General features: G+C 65.1%; 11 protein-coding genes. 8 read left to right on the top strand and 3 right to left on the bottom strand.

All coding sequences use genetic code 11. The features are described from left to right. The first annotated feature begins 20 nt into the window (after positions 1 to 20). Together ppdK and AC0L3C_RS22800 are read left to right on the top strand one after the other, a co-directional pair. Complete coding sequence (ppdK, locus tag AC0L3C_RS22805; RefSeq protein ID WP_473265901.1) at positions 21 to 3002, top strand: pyruvate, phosphate dikinase; 2982 nt, start codon at positions 21 to 23, stop codon at positions 3000 to 3002. A 496-nt stretch (positions 3003 to 3498) separates the two neighbouring features. Then, positions 3499 to 4953: a cell wall hydrolase gene (locus AC0L3C_RS22800; protein ID WP_473409037.1), complete on the top strand. Its 1455-nt coding sequence runs from the start codon at positions 3499 to 3501 to the stop codon at positions 4951 to 4953. 3 nt (positions 4954 to 4956) lie between these two features. Here AC0L3C_RS22800 and nadC read toward each other — a convergent pair whose 3' ends face one another. The 3 genes from nadC to nadA all read right to left on the bottom strand — a co-directional run bounded on the left by nadC (position 4957) and on the right by nadA (position 8717). Further along, positions 4957 to 5835, bottom strand: coding sequence for a carboxylating nicotinate-nucleotide diphosphorylase (gene nadC / locus AC0L3C_RS22795; protein WP_473409036.1), 879 nt, complete (start codon positions 5833 to 5835; stop codon positions 4957 to 4959). 11 nt (positions 5836 to 5846) lie between these two features. Continuing rightward, on the bottom strand, positions 5847 to 7451 hold the full coding sequence (locus tag AC0L3C_RS22790) for an L-aspartate oxidase (protein ID WP_473409035.1): 1605 nt from the start codon (positions 7449 to 7451) through the stop codon (positions 5847 to 5849). 159 nt (positions 7452 to 7610) lie between these two features. Next, a complete protein-coding gene (gene nadA / locus AC0L3C_RS22785) occupies positions 7611 to 8717 on the bottom strand; it encodes a quinolinate synthase NadA (protein WP_473409034.1) in 1107 nt (368 codons plus the stop codon). 331 nt (positions 8718 to 9048) lie between these two features. Here nadA and AC0L3C_RS22780 point away from each other — a divergent pair, with 331 nt between their 5' ends. The 6 genes from AC0L3C_RS22780 to AC0L3C_RS22755 all read left to right on the top strand — a co-directional run bounded on the left by AC0L3C_RS22780 (position 9049) and on the right by AC0L3C_RS22755 (position 16881). Next, positions 9049 to 10302 (top strand): MFS transporter, encoded by a 1254-nt coding sequence (locus AC0L3C_RS22780; protein WP_473409033.1) that lies wholly within the window; start codon positions 9049 to 9051, stop codon positions 10300 to 10302. Between the two features lie 39 nt (positions 10303 to 10341). Further along, positions 10342 to 11328: an acrylyl-CoA reductase (NADPH) gene (acuI, locus tag AC0L3C_RS22775; RefSeq protein ID WP_473265907.1), complete on the top strand. Its 987-nt coding sequence runs from the start codon at positions 10342 to 10344 to the stop codon at positions 11326 to 11328. A 112-nt stretch (positions 11329 to 11440) separates the two neighbouring features. Beyond that, a complete protein-coding gene (locus tag AC0L3C_RS22770) occupies positions 11441 to 12040 on the top strand; it encodes a hypothetical protein (RefSeq protein ID WP_473265908.1) in 600 nt (199 codons plus the stop codon). A 164-nt stretch (positions 12041 to 12204) separates the two neighbouring features. Next, positions 12205 to 12456 carry a DUF6894 family protein gene (locus AC0L3C_RS22765; RefSeq protein WP_473265909.1) on the top strand — a complete coding sequence of 84 codons (252 nt, stop codon included), beginning with the start codon at positions 12205 to 12207 and terminating at the stop codon, positions 12454 to 12456. 206 nt (positions 12457 to 12662) lie between these two features. Beyond that, positions 12663 to 14396, top strand: a complete 1734-nt coding sequence (locus tag AC0L3C_RS22760; RefSeq protein ID WP_473409032.1) for a methyl-accepting chemotaxis protein — start codon at positions 12663 to 12665, stop codon at positions 14394 to 14396. Positions 14397 to 14724: 328 nt separating this feature from the next. Next, positions 14725 to 16881: a methyl-accepting chemotaxis protein gene (locus tag AC0L3C_RS22755; RefSeq protein WP_473409031.1), complete on the top strand. Its 2157-nt coding sequence runs from the start codon at positions 14725 to 14727 to the stop codon at positions 16879 to 16881. The last annotated feature ends 38 nt before the right edge of the window (positions 16882 to 16919 follow it).

Genomic DNA, 16919 nt, shown 5'->3' with positions numbered 1-16919 from the left:
TCGCAGGTTGTGTGCAAGCTATGGCCAAAGCCGCCTCGAAAACTTCAGCGAAAATGCCAGCGAAATCAAAGTCCTCCGCCAAGGCGAAAGCCGCGCCGGCGGCCCGCAAGGCACTTGCCAAGCGCGCCCCGAAGCCCGTGGCCAAGGCCGCTGCGAAGCCGCTGGCCAAGCCGGCTGTGAAGCCTGCCGCCAAGTCGGTTTCCAAGGCTGTTGCAAAGGCACCGACGAAGCCGATTGCGCCGAAGGTCGCCGCGAAGCCGGCACCGAGCAAGGCTGCTTCAAGCAAGCCTGCTTCAAGCAAGGCTGCGCCTGTTGCGGCCAAGGCCGGCAAGTGGGTGTTCACGTTCGGCGACGGCAAGGCCGAGGGCAAAGCGGAGATGCGCGACCTGCTCGGCGGCAAGGGCGCCAACCTCGCCGAGATGGCCAATCTCGGCCTGCCGGTTCCTCCGGGCTTCACCATTCCGACCTCGGTCTGCACCTACTTCTACGCGCACGACAAATCCTACCCGAAGGAATTGCAGTCGCAGGTTGAGAAGGCGCTCGACCATGTCGGCAAGTTGACCGGCAAGATCTTCGGCGATTCCAAGAACCCGCTGCTCGTCTCCGTGCGTTCCGGCGGCCGCGCCTCGATGCCGGGCATGATGGACACGGTGCTCAATCTCGGCCTCAACGACGAGACCGTGGAAGCGCTGTCGGAACTGTCGGGCGATCGCCGCTTCGCCTATGACAGCTATCGCCGCTTCATCACCATGTATTCGGACGTGGTGCTCGGCTTCGAGCACCATCACTTCGAGGAAATCCTCGACACCTTCAAGGACAGCCAGGGCTATACGCTCGACACGGATCTCACCGCCGACGACTGGGTCGATCTGGTGGGCAAGTACAAGGACGCGGTCGCGCGCGAAACCGGCAAGGATTTTCCGCAGGATCCGCACGACCAGCTCTGGGGCGCGATTGGCGCGGTGTTTTCATCCTGGATGAACGCACGCGCGGTGACCTACCGCAGGCTGCACGACATCCCGGAATCCTGGGGCACCGCGGTCAACGTGCAGGCCATGGTGTTCGGCAACATGGGCGAGACCTCGGCGACCGGCGTCGCCTTCACCCGCAATCCCTCGACCGGCGAGAGCAAGCTCTACGGCGAGTTCCTGATCAACGCGCAAGGCGAGGACGTGGTGGCGGGCATCCGTACGCCGCAGGACATCACCGAAGACGCGCGCAAGGAATCCGGCTCCGACAAGGCGTCGATGGAAGCGGCGATGCCGGAGGCCTACAAGGAGCTGACGCGGATCTACACGCTGCTCGAGAAGCACTACCGCGACATGCAGGACATGGAGTTCACGGTCGAGCAGGGCAAGCTGTGGATGCTTCAGACCCGCGGCGGCAAGCGCACTGCCAAGGCGGCGCTGCGCATCGCGGTCGAGCTCGCCAATGAAGGCCTGATCACCAAGAAGGAAGCGGTGACGCGGATCGACCCCGCCTCGCTCGACCAGTTGCTGCATCCGACCATCGACCCCAACGCCAAGCGCGACGTGATCGCGACCGGCCTGCCGGCCTCGCCTGGGGCGGCCTCCGGCGAGATCGTGTTCTCCTCGGACGAGGCGGCCAAGCTTCAGGCCGACGGACGCAAGGTGATTCTGGTCCGGATCGAGACCAGCCCCGAAGACATCCACGGCATGCACGCTGCCGAAGGCATCTTGACCACCCGCGGTGGCATGACCTCGCATGCCGCGGTGGTCGCGCGCGGCATGGGCAAGCCCTGCGTCTCCGGTTGCGGCACCATCCGGGTCGATTACGGCCGCGGCACCATGAGCATCGGCTCGCGCACCTTCAAGACCGGCGACGTCATCACCATCGACGGCTCGCTCGGCCAGGTGCTCGCCGGCCGCATGCCGATGATCGAGCCCGAGCTGTCCGGCGAGTTCGGCACGCTGATGAAATGGGCCGACCAGGTCCGCAAGATCGGCGTGCGCGTCAACGCGGACACGCCGGAGGATGCGCACACCGCGATCAAGTTCGGCGCGGAAGGCATCGGCCTCTGCCGTACCGAGCACATGTTCTTCGAGGAGACGCGCATCCGCACGGTGCGCGAGATGATCCTCTCCGAGGACGAGCAGTCGCGCCGCGCTGCGCTGGCAAAGCTGCTGCCGATGCAGCGCGCCGACTTCGTCGAGCTGTTCGAGATCATGAAGGGCCTCCCCGTCACGATCCGCTTGCTTGATCCGCCGCTGCACGAGTTCCTGCCGCACACCCATGCCGAGGTCGAGGAAGTGGCGCGCGCCATGAACACCGACCCGCGGCGCCTGGCCGACCGCGCGCGCGAGCTGTCGGAGTTCAATCCGATGCTCGGATTCCGCGGCTGCCGTATCGCGATCGCCTATCCCGAGATCGCCGAGATGCAGGCGCGTGCGATCTTCGAAGCGGCGGTCGAGGCCGAGAAGCGCACCGGCAAGGCCGTCGGCCTCGAGGTGATGGTGCCGCTGATCGCCACCAAGATGGAGCTCGACCTCGTCAAGGCGCGCATCGACTCCACCGCGAAGGCGGTGATGCGCGACACCAACACCAAGCTGACCTATCAGGTCGGCACCATGATCGAGTTGCCGCGCGCCTGCCTGCTCGCGGCCGAGATCGCGGAGAGCGCCGAGTTCTTCTCGTTCGGTACCAACGACCTCACGCAGACGACCTACGGCATCAGCCGTGACGATGCCGCGAGCTTCCTCGGGACTTACGTCTCCAAGGGCATCCTGCCGATCGATCCCTTCGTCGCGCTCGACCAGGAAGGCGTCGGCGAGCTCGTCAAGATCGGCGTCGTACGCGGTCGTAAGACGCGCGCCTCGCTCAAGGTCGGCATCTGCGGCGAGCACGGTGGCGATCCCGCCTCCGTCGCCTTCTGCCACGCGATCGGCCTCGACTACGTCTCCTGCTCACCCTACCGCGTCCCGATCGCCCGCCTCGCCGCCGCGCAAGCCGCGCTCGGCAAGGCGATCGCGAGCCAGGCATAAGCCGATTTGAAATGCTGAATGCGGAGAGGCGGGGCTAAGCCCCGCCTCTTTCTTTTTGAGGCTCGACTGCTTCCACGCCGTCATTGCGATCACCACACACTCGCTGTCATCACCCGGCTTGACCGGGCGATCCAGTACGCCGAGACGTGAGTGCCAGAACGTAGAAGCCGCGGCGTACTGGATGCCCCGATCAAGTCGGGGCATGACAGCGGATGATGTTGCAACACCGGGAACCCATCGCGCGTCCCGCAATGACACGTGCGCGCAAGAGTTCCTTCACCATTCGCGTTGACCGATTGTTTACCCCGTCGCGTGAGGGCGCATTTACCACCGCGCATCATCACCCCGTGAAAACACCTGCGATTGCTTGCGTGTGCCGCATGCGCAACGCCGATTAACGCCTCGGCAACCTAAATTAGATACTCACGATAAAGATCGAATTGCACGGATGTACTGCGGCTCGATTTTCTAGCGTAAGCGTAGCGTGAGCGTATCGATGTTTTTGTTGCGTACCCATCCGAAGGGCGCGCGGTTCGCGTCCTTCGGCATCGGTCTCTGCATCTTCGCATTGATGCCGAGAGAGACCGGCTATCAGGACATTGCCTCGCTGCTGGCGCGCCAACCCGGCGTCGCGGAGCGTTGGCAGAAGCAGGTGTTCTCTGCCGCGTCCTCCATACAGCTCGCCACCTACAGTTTTTCCCGACCGATCGGCACTTCGGCGCCGCAGAGCGCGATGGTTCGCCTCGCGAGCCTCGACGGCCGCGACGTCACCGGCGCGATCAGCCGCAATCCGGCGCTTCAGGCGCCGCCGCGCTACCAGGCTGCCGATTTTCCCAAGGTCGATCGCTCCATGAAGGGTGACCGCCTCGCAACGGCCACGCCGACGCAGGCTCCCGAAGCGGTCGCGCCGACGGCAGCGCCCACGCAGGAAGATCCCGCGACGTCGAACAGCTCGGTGTTCGGCGCCAAGACCGTCGCGCTGCCGCAGGCGATGTCGCCGGAGTCCGCGGCCGCGCTCGATCCCGAACTCGCCGAAGCGCTGCGCTCGCCGCCGCTGCCGCAATACACCAATGCGCCACAAGCCAGTGATGTTGCGCGCTCGCTCGCGCTCCAGCCGCTCGAAGCGCTGAAGCAGGCCACCATTCCGGCTGCACCGCCGCGCGATCCATTCCGCGTCAAGACCTCGAACCTGTTCTTCGGCAGCTCGTCGCTCGGTGGCAATGTCGAGAGCATCGAGAGCTGGCAACCCGGTGCGGAGCCGCTGATCGTGATGCCCGATCCCGACATGAAGGTGACGGCCTCGTTGTCGCCGCCCTCGGAGGATATTGCGAAGGATATCGAAAGCGGCGAGAGCGTCGCGCCGAAGGGTGAGGTCAACGTCGACAACCAGCGCGCCAGATCGCCGGCGGAGCGGCTCGCACTGGACGACAAGTCGCGCGCGAAGTCTGAAAAATGCCTCGCGGAGGCCGTCTATTTCGAGTCGCGCGGCGAGGCCGTGCGCGGCCAGATGGCTGTTGCGCAGGTGGTAATGAACCGCGTGTTCTCCGGCAAATATCCGGACACCGTGTGCGGCGCCGTCTACCAGAACAAGCACCGCCATCTCGCCTGCCAGTTCACCTTTGCCTGCGACAACAATGCCGACGTGATCCGCGAGCCCGAGATGTGGGAGCGCGCGAAAAAGATCTCGAAGGCCATGCTCGACGGCCAGATCTGGCTACCCGAGGTCGGCAAGTCCACGCACTACCACGCCTATTGGGTGCGCCCGTCCTGGGTCGCCGAGATGAAGAAGATGTACAAGACCGGCGTCCACACCTTCTATCGCCCGCGTGCATGGGGCGACGGCAGCGAGGAGCCGAGCTGGGGCACCCCCGCGCAGACCGCCGCGCTCTCCGCCGAGCTCACCCAGGAAGCCAAGAGCTCCGCCGAGATGGGCGTAAGCGAGCGGCGGTAGTCATCACGCTTCGATATCCAGCGCGCAGTCGAAATTCGGCGCCGAATGCGTCAGCGCGCCGGCTGAAGCGTAGTCGACGCCGGTCGCCGCGATGGCTGCGATCGAGTCCAGCGTGACACCGCCGGATGCCTCCAGTTCAAGGCGTCCCTCGTTGATCCCAACGGCTTCGCGCAGCGTCGCAATGTCCATATTGTCGAGCAGCACGGCGTCGGCAAGGCCGGTGTCGAGTACCTCGCGCAACTGCGAAAGCGTGTCGACCTCGATCTCGATCTTGACGAGGTGGCCGGCATGGGCGCGGGCGCGCGCCAGCACGGGGCGGATGCCGCCGGCGACCGCGATGTGGTTGTCCTTGATCAGGATCGCGTCGTCGAGCCCGAAACGGTGATTGAAGCCGCCGCCGCAGCGTACCGCGTATTTCTCCAACGCGCGCAGCCCGGGCGTGGTCTTTCGCGTGCAGCAGATCCGCATCCGGGTGCCCTCGGTGCGCGCAACATAGTCCGCCGTGAGCGCCGCGACGCCCGACAGGCGGCCGACGAAATTCAGCGCGGTCCGCTCCGCCGTGAGGATGGCGCGTGCCGGCCCGGAGATCGTCAGCACCTGCTGTCCGCGGGCGACGCGCGCGGCGTCACGAACATGTGCGCGTATCTCGATCCCGGGCGAAAGCTTTTGCAAGGTGGCTACCGCCAGCGGCAAGCCGGCGATCACGCCGGATTGCCGTGCGACCAGGATAGCTTGCGCCTTCGTTGCCTCGGGTATCGTCGCAAGCGAGGTGATGTCGCCGGCGCGGCCGAGATCCTCATCGAGCGCGCGCAGCACGGCCTCGTCGATCGCGAGGGGGGAGAGGAAGGCGTCGGGATAGAGGAGGGAGGTCGGGGTGATCATGGCAGACTCCATCAGGCGATCAGGGGTTGCGCGGTGCGCGGTGTCGGGCGTTCGCTCAGGCTGTCCGCGATCTCGCGTGCCGCCGTGAGCATGGTCATGGTGCGTTGTGCGAGTGCGGGAACGTCCGCGGCATGGTCGGTGCGGAAATGCGCCCCGCGGCTCTCGCACCGGTTCCAGGCCGACGCCGCCACGAGCAGGGCTGCCGTGGCCATGTTGCTGACCGCGATGCTCGTGGCCTCGCGTTCGAGCGCGGCGAAGCTGCGAACTGCGTCCGCAAGCCCGTCACCATCGCGGATCACGCCGACATAAGTGCTCATCAGCATCCGCAGCCGCTTCACGGCCGCAGCATCCGGCGCGCCGCCCCGTGGCGTCACCACGTCGGCAAGGCGGGCGGGCGAGGGAATCGCGCGGCCGGCGATGTCGTCGGCGATGCGCGCGGCGTAAACCACGGCCTCCAGCAGCGAATTCGACGCCAGCCGGTTCGCGCCGTGCGCGCCGGTGGACGACACTTCGCCGCCGGCCCAGAGCCCGTCGATCGAGCTGCGGCCGCGATCGTCCACCGCGATGCCGCCCATGTGATAGTGCGCCGCCGGGGCGATCGGGATGGCCTGCGTGGCGGGGTCGATGCCGGCGGCGATGCAGCTTGCATGAACGGTCGGGAATTTGTCGGCAAAACGTCCGCCCAGCGCCTGCCGCGCATCGAGGAAGGCGCCGCGCCCGGCCGCGATCTCCGCGAACACGCCGCGAGCCACGATGTCGCGCGGTGCGAGCTCGGCGAGCGGATGGCGCGCGGCCATGAAGCGCTCGCCACGGCCGTTGATCAGCGTCGCGCCTTCGCCGCGTAGCGCTTCCGTGGCGAGCGGCGCGGGATCACGGCCGACCATGATGGCGGTCGGGTGAAACTGCACGAACTCGGGATCCGCGATGACCGCGCCTGCGCGTGCGGCGATCGCGAGGCCGGATCCGCTGGCCTCGCGCGGATTGGTGGTGACGGCATAGAGATGACCGACGCCGCCCGTCGCGAGCACCACGGTGCGCGCGGCGAGCAGGACCGGCCGTGCGGCGAAATTGTCGGCTTCGCGCAACTGAAGGCCGGCGACGGCGCCGTCCTCGGTCAATAGGGCCTCGGCGACGAAACCTTCGATCAATCGGATCGACGGCGTGCGCCGCACGGCATCGCTCAGCGCCGCAATGATGGCGGCGCCCGCGCCATCGCCACGCACATGCACGATACGCCGCGCTGAATGTGCGGCCTCGCGCCCGACTGCGAGCCTGCCTTCGAGATCGCGGTCGAACGGCACGCCATAGGCGAGCAGATCGTGAATCCGCGGTGCGGCCTCGCGCGCGATCCCGAGTGCAACAGCTTCGTCGACGATGCCGCCGCCAACGGCAACCGTGTCCGCGGCGTGCGCTTCCGGCGTATCGCCTTCAGCCATTGCCGCGGCGATTCCACCTTGCGCCCATGCGGACGATGCGCCCTGTCCGAGCGGCGCGGCCGAGATCAATGTCACGGGCCGCGGCGCGAGCTTCAATGCGCAAAAGAGCCCGGCGAGGCCGCCGCCGACGATGACGACATCGTCGGTGCGGGGGAGGGTGTTGATGTTGTTTGTTGTCATAGCTTTCTCCAAGCTCTCCACCGTTGTCCCGGCGAAGGCCGGGACCCATACTCCGCAGCAGGAGTTGTTTGATTGAGCTGCTCGACGTCGTTCTTCGCGCCGACATCTTCGCGTGGTTATGGGTCCCGGCCTTCGCCGGCACGACGGCTGTGTGTGTCGCTAGTTCTTCAGATTGATCATCCGCTCGACCGAACGCCGCGCGCGGTCCGCGAGCGCGGGCTCGATCGTCACTTCCTCGCGAAGCGTCAGCAGGCTCTCCAGAATGTTGGCAAGCGTGATGCGTTTCATGTGCGGGCAGATGTTGCAGGGACGCAGCATCTCCACATCGGGCAGCTCGGCGCGCACATTGTCGGCCATCGAGCATTCCGTGATCATCACCAGCCGACGCGGCCGCCGCTCGCGCACCCAGTTGATCATGTGCGCGGTCGAGCCGGTGAAGTCGGCCTCGGCCAGCACGTCCGGCGGGCATTCGGGATGAGCGATGATCTGTACGGAGGGGTCGGCCTCGCGATAGCTGCGCAGCTCGGCACCAGTGAAGCGCTCGTGCACCTCGCAGGCGCCCTTCCAGGCAATGATCTTCACGTCGGTCTTCGAGGCCACGTAAGTGGCGAGATAGCGGTCGGGCAGGAAGATCACGCTGGGTGCGCCGAGGCTCTCGACCACTTGGACCGCGTTCGACGAGGTGCAGCAGATATCGACCTCGGCCTTCACCTCCGCGGAAGTGTTGAGATAGGCTACGACAGGCACGCCGGGAAATCTGTCGCGGAGCAGGCGAACGTCGGCGCCGGTGATGCTGGCGGCGAGCGAGCAGCCGGCGCGCGTATCGGGGATCAGCACCGTCTTGTCCGGATTGAGCAGTTTCGACGTCTCCGCCATGAAGTGAACGCCGCACTGGACGATGATGCCGGCCCTCACCCTGGTGGCTTCGACCGCGAGCTGGAGCGAATCACCGCCGATGTCGGCGACGCAGTGGAAGATCTCCGGCGCCTGGTAATTGTGCGCGAGGATCACCGCGTTCCGCGCCTGCTTCAGCTCGTTGATCGCCTTGATCGTCGGGGCCATCAGCGGCCATTCGATCGGCGGGATGACGTGTTTCACGCGCTCGTAAAGCGGTGCGGTGGCTCGCTCGACCTCCGGCGTCCATTCCAGCGAAGGCATCGGCAGCGGAGGTCCGGTTCGCGCCTGCTCGCCCCGTGCCGGGGCGAAGACGTGGCCCTGCGGCCGGTTGGCAAAGTCGTCGGGGCCGTAAATTCCAGTTAGCGGCATCCAAGCCTCCCGTGCATGTCGTTTATACTCATTCTGAGCATATACAGAGCCTGAGAAATCCGGCCGACAGGCCGGAAATCATATTAATATGCTCGATATGAGCAAATAGGAGATAACACGCCGTGTTGGGAGCCGCTAGATCTCGCCGCACACATTTCCGTCAAGTCGGTCCCCTCGGCGCGTCGGCTGAGGCCGCGAGGAAATGCAATGCTCCCGCGCCAGCTCTTCACGGAATGCATTCGTTTTTGACTTGGGGGTTTCATGCAGATGCATTAAACGAGCTGGCTCGCGGCTGCCATTTGTGAATCCGCGACGATGCACGAGGAACAGCATGTCGACACAGATGGGCGAGCTCGGTTCGGTCTCCCGTTCCTCCTCCTGGCGCACGCCGGCGATCATCATTCTCTGCGGCTGCGCGATCGGGATGCTCGGCTTCGGCCCGCGCTCGGCGCTTGGCTTCTTCGTGCAGCCGATGAGCCATGAATATGCCTGGGGCCGCGACGTGTTCGGCCTCGCGATCGCGTTTCAGAATTTGCTGTGGGGACTGGGCCAGCCCGTCGCCGGCGCCGTCGCCGATCGCTTCGGCCTGTTCCGGGTGATGTGCGTCGGCGCTCTGCTCTATGCCGGGGGCTTGCTCCTGATGCGCTATTCCTCGACGCCGCTGTCGCTCAACATCGGCGCTGGCGTCATGGTCGGCTTCGGTCTCGCCGGCTGCTCGTTCAATCTGGTCCTGTCGGCATTCACCAAGCTCTTGCCGGCCGAGAAGCGCGGCCTTGCGCTCGGCGCCGGCACTGCGGCGGGATCGTTCGGGCAGTTCCTGTTCGCGCCGATCGGTGTGGCCCTGATCGACAATTTCGGCTGGCAACAGGCGCTCACCGTGTTCGGCTTCCTGATGTTACTGATCATCCCGCTGGCGCTGGCGCTCTCGACGCCGCCGGTCGCAAGCACGGCAAGCGCGGCGCCTGCGGACCAGCAGACCTTCACCAAAGCGCTCGCGGAAGCCTTCGGCCATCGCTCCTACGTGTTACTTGTCCTCGGCTTCTTCACCTGCGGCTTCCAGCTTGCCTTCATCACGGTGCATCTGCCGGCCTTCCTCGTCGATAGCGGCATCTCCACGCAAATCGGTGGCTGGGTGATCGCCGCGATCGGCCTGTTCAACATCATGGGATCGTTGAGCGTCGGCTATCTCCAGAACAGTCTGCCCAAGCGCTACATCCTCTCGACCATCTATTTCACCCGCGCGCTTGCGACGCTTGCCTTCATCTCATTCCCGATCACGCCGTTCTCCGCGATTGCGTTCGGCGCTGCCTCCGGCCTGACCTGGCTGTCGACGGTGCCGCCGACCTCGGCGCTGGTTGCGATCATGTTCGGCACGCGCTGGTTCGCCACCCTCTATGGCTTCGCCTTCGTCAGCCATCAGGTCGGCGGCTTCCTCGGTGTCTGGCTCGGCGGCATCGTGTTCGAGCGGTTCGGTTCCTACACGCCGATCTGGTGGCTCTCGATCCTGTTCGGCGTGGTCTCGGCGCTGATCAATCTTCCAATCGTGGAGAAACCGGTCCAGCGGGCGGTTGCGCAGCCTGCCTGATCGGCTAAACATCCCCTGAAACAAGTCAGGGAGTTTGCTGTGGCGACGTTCAAGGCGATCCGGATCGACAAGGCGGACAAGGGCACCACCGCGCAGTTCACGCAGTTCGACGAAGCTGAGCTGATGGAGGGCGACGTCACCGTCCGCGTGGAATGGTCGACGTTGAACTACAAGGACGGCCTTGCGCTCACCGGCAAGGCGCCGGTGGTGCGCCGCTTCCCGATGATTGCCGGCATCGATTTCGCCGGCACCGTCGAGCAGTCTTCCCATCCGCAATGGACGGCGGGCGACAAGGTCGTCTGCACCGGCTGGGGCATGGGGGAGACCCATCTCGGGGCCTATGCCGAGAAGGCGCGGGTGAAAGGCGACTGGCTGGTCGCTCTTCCGCAGGGCCTGTCGGCGCGCGACGCCATGGCGATCGGCACCGCCGGCTTCACCGCGATGCTGTCCGTGCTGGCGCTGGAGAAGCACGGAGTGTCGCCGAACAGCGGTCCGGTCGTGGTGACGGGCGCGGCGGGCGGCGTCGGCTCGGTTGCGACCGCCGTGCTCTCGAAGCTCGGCTATCACGTCATCGCGTCCACCGGCCGTGCGTCCGAAGCCGACTACCTGAAAGAGATCGGCGCCACCGAGGTGATCGACCGCAATGAATTGTCGGCGGCCGCCAAGCCCATCGCCAAGGAGCGCTGGGCGGGTGGCGTCGACAGCGTCGGCTCGACCACGCTCGCAAATCTGCTGTCGATGACGAAGTACGGCGGCGCGATCGCGGCCTGCGGCTTGGCTGGCGGCATGGACCTGCCGTCTTCCGTCGCACCCTTTATTTTGCGCGCGGTGTGCCTTCTCGGCATCGATTCCGTGATGTGCCCGATCGAGCCGCGGAAGGTCGCCTGGCAGCGCCTGGCCTCCGATCTGGATCGGACGAAACTAGCTGAAATTACTCACGAAATTTCGCTTTCCGACGTTCCGGAGTGGGGCGCGAAAATCCTGGCCGGCCAGGTCCGCGGTCGCACCGTGGTAAAAATTGTCTAACGGCGTTCAGACTTTACCAACCATGCTGCTTCAATGTCGCCATGGTTAGTATGGTAAGCAGCGGGTAAAGAGATAAGGCATAGCCCGCTGCGGGGTTGGTTCGGAGTTGAGCATGCTTGCGCGTATTGTGTTGGGGGCGGTCACGGCGGTAGCGACGTTTGCGCCGGCCATTGCTGGAAGCATGAACGCCGATGAGGCGCGCCGCTTCGTCGCCGGGAAGGTGTTTGCTTTCACCTGCTTTGACGGCACCCGGGGCGCGGGCCGCATCATGGACGATCTCGGCGCCGCCGGCGCCGTGCAGTTCTCGGGTGCAGGTCCGGTGAAACATCTACGCCTGCCCGGCAACACGCTTCAGATCCGCGGCCAGAACGTCTGCGCCTCGATCAAGGGCATTCCGTTCGAGCCCTGTTTCAACCTTGAAAAGACCGACGATCGCAGTTTCCGCGGCTCGGTGTCGGGGATGGGCTTCGCCTATTGCGACTTCCATCACCAGGGCGGCAACCAGATGCTGATGGCGCGTGCCGTCGCGCGGCCGCGCTCGCTGCGCACCTCGGAACACACGGGTTCGGTCGGCGCGGCCAACACCGAAGTCGCCGCGCGTGTCGAGACCCCGCGCGTCGAGAGTAGCCGGCTCGAGCCGGTGAAGCCGCAAGCCAAGTCGGAGCCCGCCAAGGACGACGCTCCGCTGGAGCTTCGTCGCTCCACCCAGTGAATTGGTGCGCGGGACAGTCCGCGCACTTTGTCGTTGAGAGCTGCCGTCAAGCACGAAGCCGCCGCGCCGTAGTCATACGGACGGTGGCTTTCATGCGTTGGTAGCTGTTCGCGCCCCAGTTTGCGTACGGCCGGGGGGGCGCGGCCCGATAAAAGGGTTCAACGATGTCGCTGTACTTCTTCCGTATCAGCACGGGCCGCTATTCCGGTGCTGCCGACCAGCCATATGAGTTCGAGGATCGCGCTGCGGCCTGGACCGAGATGACCGAAGTCTGCGCCAATCTGCTCGGCGGCATCTCGCGCAGCCTGAAGCCGAACGCCGAATGGCGCATGGAGCTGCTCGACGAGAACAAGGAGCCGGTGTTCCGGATCAGCCTGATCGGCGAGAGCCAGAAGGCCCTTGGTCGCACTGGCTAGAAATCGGGCATCCTACCGCCGCGTGTGGTTAACCTGTTAAGCGCGCGGACCGTGCCGTTTTCAGGGGATTCCGCTGAGTCCGGTATTTGTCCGGGGGCGATCGTTAACCGGATCACCACACCTGAAGCTCAGTTTTTAGGCAAGGGCGATCAACGCCGAGGGCGGCCGACAATGACTTGGCCGCGTAATCCCCGGGAAACGCGCCCATGTCGAAACTCATCCAGAATCTGCAAATCGGTACCAAGCTCGCGCTCGCTTCGGCGTTCGGCGTTATTCTCGTCGGCGCCATGATCGCGAGCCAGGTCATCGGCAACAACACCGTGCGTCATTCCAACCAAGCAGCGATTGCGCAGCAGGAATTGGTCCGCGAGGCCACCGAAGCCAAGCTTGGGATACGCGGCATGCAGCTCGCCGTACGGGACATGCGTCTCGCCAACAATCAGGGCGACTTGCAAAAGGCGAGCGAGCTTCTGCTGGAGCGGTCGAAAGCGCTGAACGGCGTCGTCGATTCCATGCTCAGATTGACGCACTCCGCGGAAAATCGCGCGCGGATGGAGAAGCTCAAGTCTACGTCCGCCGATTACCTCAAGGGTGCGCAGCAGAACGCCTCCGTTCGCAGCGAGGCCATGGCCGTGGCGGCGACGGACCCCGCCCGCGCTGCCAAGATTTCCGAGGAAGGCGCGCGCCATGTACGTGAGGTGACGCTGCCGCTCGCTACGCAACTGGATAATTTGACCAGCGAGATTGCCGATCTCGCCAAGCATAAAAGCGAGGAAGAAATCGCTGCCGCGCAACAGGAGATGGCCACGAGCGAGCGTCTCGGCATGGTGGTCGGCGCGTGCGCCGTGCTCGTCCTCATCGGTTCGTGGCTGATGTCCTTCCTGACCATCGCGCGGCCGATCCGCGCGCTCACGGTTGCCATGGACAAGCTCGCTGGTGGTGACTTCTCTGTTGTCCTGCCGGGTCTCGGCCGCAAGGACGAGGTTGGCGGCGTCGCCGCGGCTGTCGAGAAATTCAAGATCGTGTCGGAGCAGAAGGCGCGCGAGGAAGCGGAAGCCAAGATGCGGCAGGACCAGATGGCGGCCGAGCAGCGCAAGGCCGATATGCGCAGGCTTGCCGACAGTTTCGAAGGCGCCGTCGGCGAGATCGTCGATACCGTCTCCTCGGCCGCGACGGAGCTCGAGGCTTCGGCCTCGACGCTGACCTCGACGGCGGAGCGGGCACAGGAACTGACGATAGTTGTGGCTGCGGCTTCCGAGGAGGCGTCGACCAACGTGCAGTCGGTTGCCTCCGCGACCGAAGAGCTGTCGTCCTCGATCACCGAGATCAGCCGGCAGGTGCAGGAATCGGCGCGGGTCGCGAGCGAGGCGGTGACCCAGGCCCGAACCACGACCGACCGTGTCGGCGAATTGTCCAAGGCGGCGGCTCGCATTGGTGACGTGGTCGAGCTGATCAACACCATTGCCGGCCAGACCAACCTGCTGGCGCTCAATGCCACCATCGAGGCGGCACGCGCCGGGGAGGCGGGTCGCGGCTTTGCCGTGGTGGCTTCCGAAGTGAAGGCGCTCGCGGAGCAGACCGCGAAGGCGACCGGCGAGATCGGCCAGCAGATTTCCGGCATTCAGGCCGCGACGCAGGACTCGGTCAGCGCGATCAGCGCCATCAGCAACACCATCGAAAAGCTATCCGAGATATCATCCACGATCGCGGCGGCCGTCGAAGAGCAGGGTGCAGCGACGCAGGAGATCTCGCGCAACGTGCAGCAAGCGGCGGAAGGTACCCATCAAGTGTCGTCCAACATCACCGACGTGCAGCGCGGCGCGGGCGAAACTGGATCGGCATCCTCGCAGGTGCTGGCAGCGGCACAGTCGCTGTCGGGCGACAGCAACCGCCTCAAGCTCGAGGTCGGAAAATTCCTGGACACCGTGCGCGCCGCCTAAGAACCTCGTTCCAGACAGTTCGGGAGACGCCCTGCCTCCTTTGGCGGGGCGTTTTTGCATCCTGATCGTCGCCGCGAACGTCTCGCGCATGCCTTGGCGAACGTCGGCTGCAAAAGCAAACAGCGGCGACCTCAAGCTGAAATTTACAACTTTCTCGCGAAGTTATCTCTTCCATTTCAACTATTTGGGCTGAAATCTCAGTATTTCTCCGAGCCCTCCCGTTAACCAGAATGCGAAACCCCAGGGATTAGATTCTCCTGCAAGGACGATCAACGTCCATGCAGCCGGCAAGGACTTGGCTGCGTGTTTCCTTTGGGGGAAACGTACCATGTTGAGCCCTGCTCATCATCAGCAGGCCCGAACTCAGGCCGCCAGCGCGTGGAGTCGACTCGGGCATGTTCGGATCGGCACGATCTTGCCGATCATCATCTCTGCCCTGGTCTTGCTGGGGTTGGCCTCGGCCGGATTCATCGCCTATGAGGCCATCCTCAAGCGGCGAGAGTCCGACGCATTCCTGAAGGTCAATGCAGTTGCCCATCTGCTGTTGCGCAGCGCAGGACATTGGGCGATTGAACGCGGGCTGACCAACGCCGTGCTAAAGTCTCCTGATGTCGTCAGCGCCGAGCGCCGTGCCGAGATCGCAAAAGCGCGCGCAACGGCCGACGAGGCCTTTCGCCAAGCCATCCTCGATATCAGCGCGATTCCCGAAATGACGGCGGGGCAAAGACAGATTGCGGACGCCGCGGCGAAATTCGAGGCGCTGCGTCTCTTGCGTGAGAAGGCCGACGCGGCAATGTCGCGCCCGCGCGTCCAACGTGAGCCTGACCTCGTAGATGGCTTCGTTCCAACGATTACGGAGGTGATCGACCTCGCGAGCAACCGCTTGCGGCTGACGCTCGAGACGCTCACCAGCCCGCCCGTGGCAAGGCTGGCGCAGCTCATCGGCTTGCGACATCTGACAGCTCAGATGGCCGAGAATGCCGGACGGGAGCGGGCCCTGCTGGCTGGGGTCGTCGGTGCGCGCGCGAAGCTCGGGATGGAGGGCTATGAGCGCCTTTCGGCGCTGCGGGCCAAGGTCGAACTCGCATGGGACACGGTATTGCCGGTGCGGCTGCGCTCCGACCTCGCCGTGCAGATCGGCGAGGCGATGACGGAGGTCGAAAAATCCTATTTTGGAGCCTACGGTGAAACGCGGGCGCTTGTGCTCGCCGGTGGCGAGGGCGGGGACTACAAGATCACCGGACCCGAGTACTTCACGCGGGCCACTGCCGGCATCAACGCGGTGCTGAAGCTCGGTGAAGCCATCGGCGCGGCCGCTGACCGCGAAGCCACGATGCAGGCAGAAGGCAGCACTCGTAGTTTCGCTTTCACGGTCGTGTTGCTCTGCGCCTCGGTGATGCTCGCTGGCCTCAGCTTCTGGATCACCTTTGGCCGGATCATCAAGCCGCTTTCAGCCATTTCGGCAGCGATGGGTGGGCTCGCCAATGGCGACTTCACGACGGTCGTGCCAGGCACCCGCCGAGGTGACGAAGTCGGCGAGATGGCCCGGACCGTTGAAGTCTTCAAGCAGAACGGCCTCGAAGTCGAACGCATGCGTGGCGATCACGCTGCGGCCGAGAGGCAGGCAGCCGAGCAGCGCAAGGCGGAGATGCGGAAGCTGGCCGACGGCTTCGAAGCCGCGATCGGGGAGATCGTCGATACCGTGTCCTCGGCAGCGACCGAGCTGGAAGCGTCGGCCTCGACGCTCACATCGACCGCGGAGCGTGGGCAGCAGCTCACGACCATGGTTGCTGTGGCCTCCGAGGAGGCGTCCACCAACGTGCAAGCGGTGGCGTCCGCGACCGAGGAGCTGTCGTCCTCTATCACCGAGATCAGCAGGCAGGTGCAGGAATCAGCGCGCGTGGCCAACGAAGCTGTCGGCCAGGCGCGTGTCACCACCGAGCGTGTCGGCGAATTGTCCAGGGCGGCGACGCGGATCGGCGACGTGGTCGAGCTGATCAACACCATCGCGGGTCAGACCAATCTCCTGGCGCTCAACGCGACCATCGAGGCCGCGCGCGCCGGCGAAGCCGGTCGCGGCTTTGCGGTCGTCGCCTCCGAGGTCAAGGCACTCGCCGAACAGACCGCGAAGGCCACCGGCGAGATCGGGCAGCAGATCGCCAGCATCCAGACCGCGACCGAGCATTCGGTCGGCGCAATCAAGGACATCAGCGGCACTATCGAGAAGCTCTCGGAGATTTCCTCCACCATCGCGGCTGCCGTGGAAGAGCAGGGCGCGGCGACGCAGGAGATCTCCCGCAACGTGCAGCAGGCGGCGGAAGGCACCCACCAGGTGTCGGCCAACATCACCGACGTGCAGCGCGGGGCGAACGAGACCGGCTCGGCATCGTCGCAGGTGCTGGCGGCGGCGCAGTCGCTGTCGGGCGACAGCAACCGCCTCAAGCTCGAGGTCGGCAACTTCCTCGATACCGTGCGCGCGGCATGACGCGGCCGCCGTCACCAATCATCGATCGACTGCAACCG

This window comes from Bradyrhizobium sp. WSM4872 (genome assembly GCF_055811715.1).
Note: the sequence above shows the minus strand (reverse complement) of the source record. Positions and strands in the feature narration are given on the sequence as shown.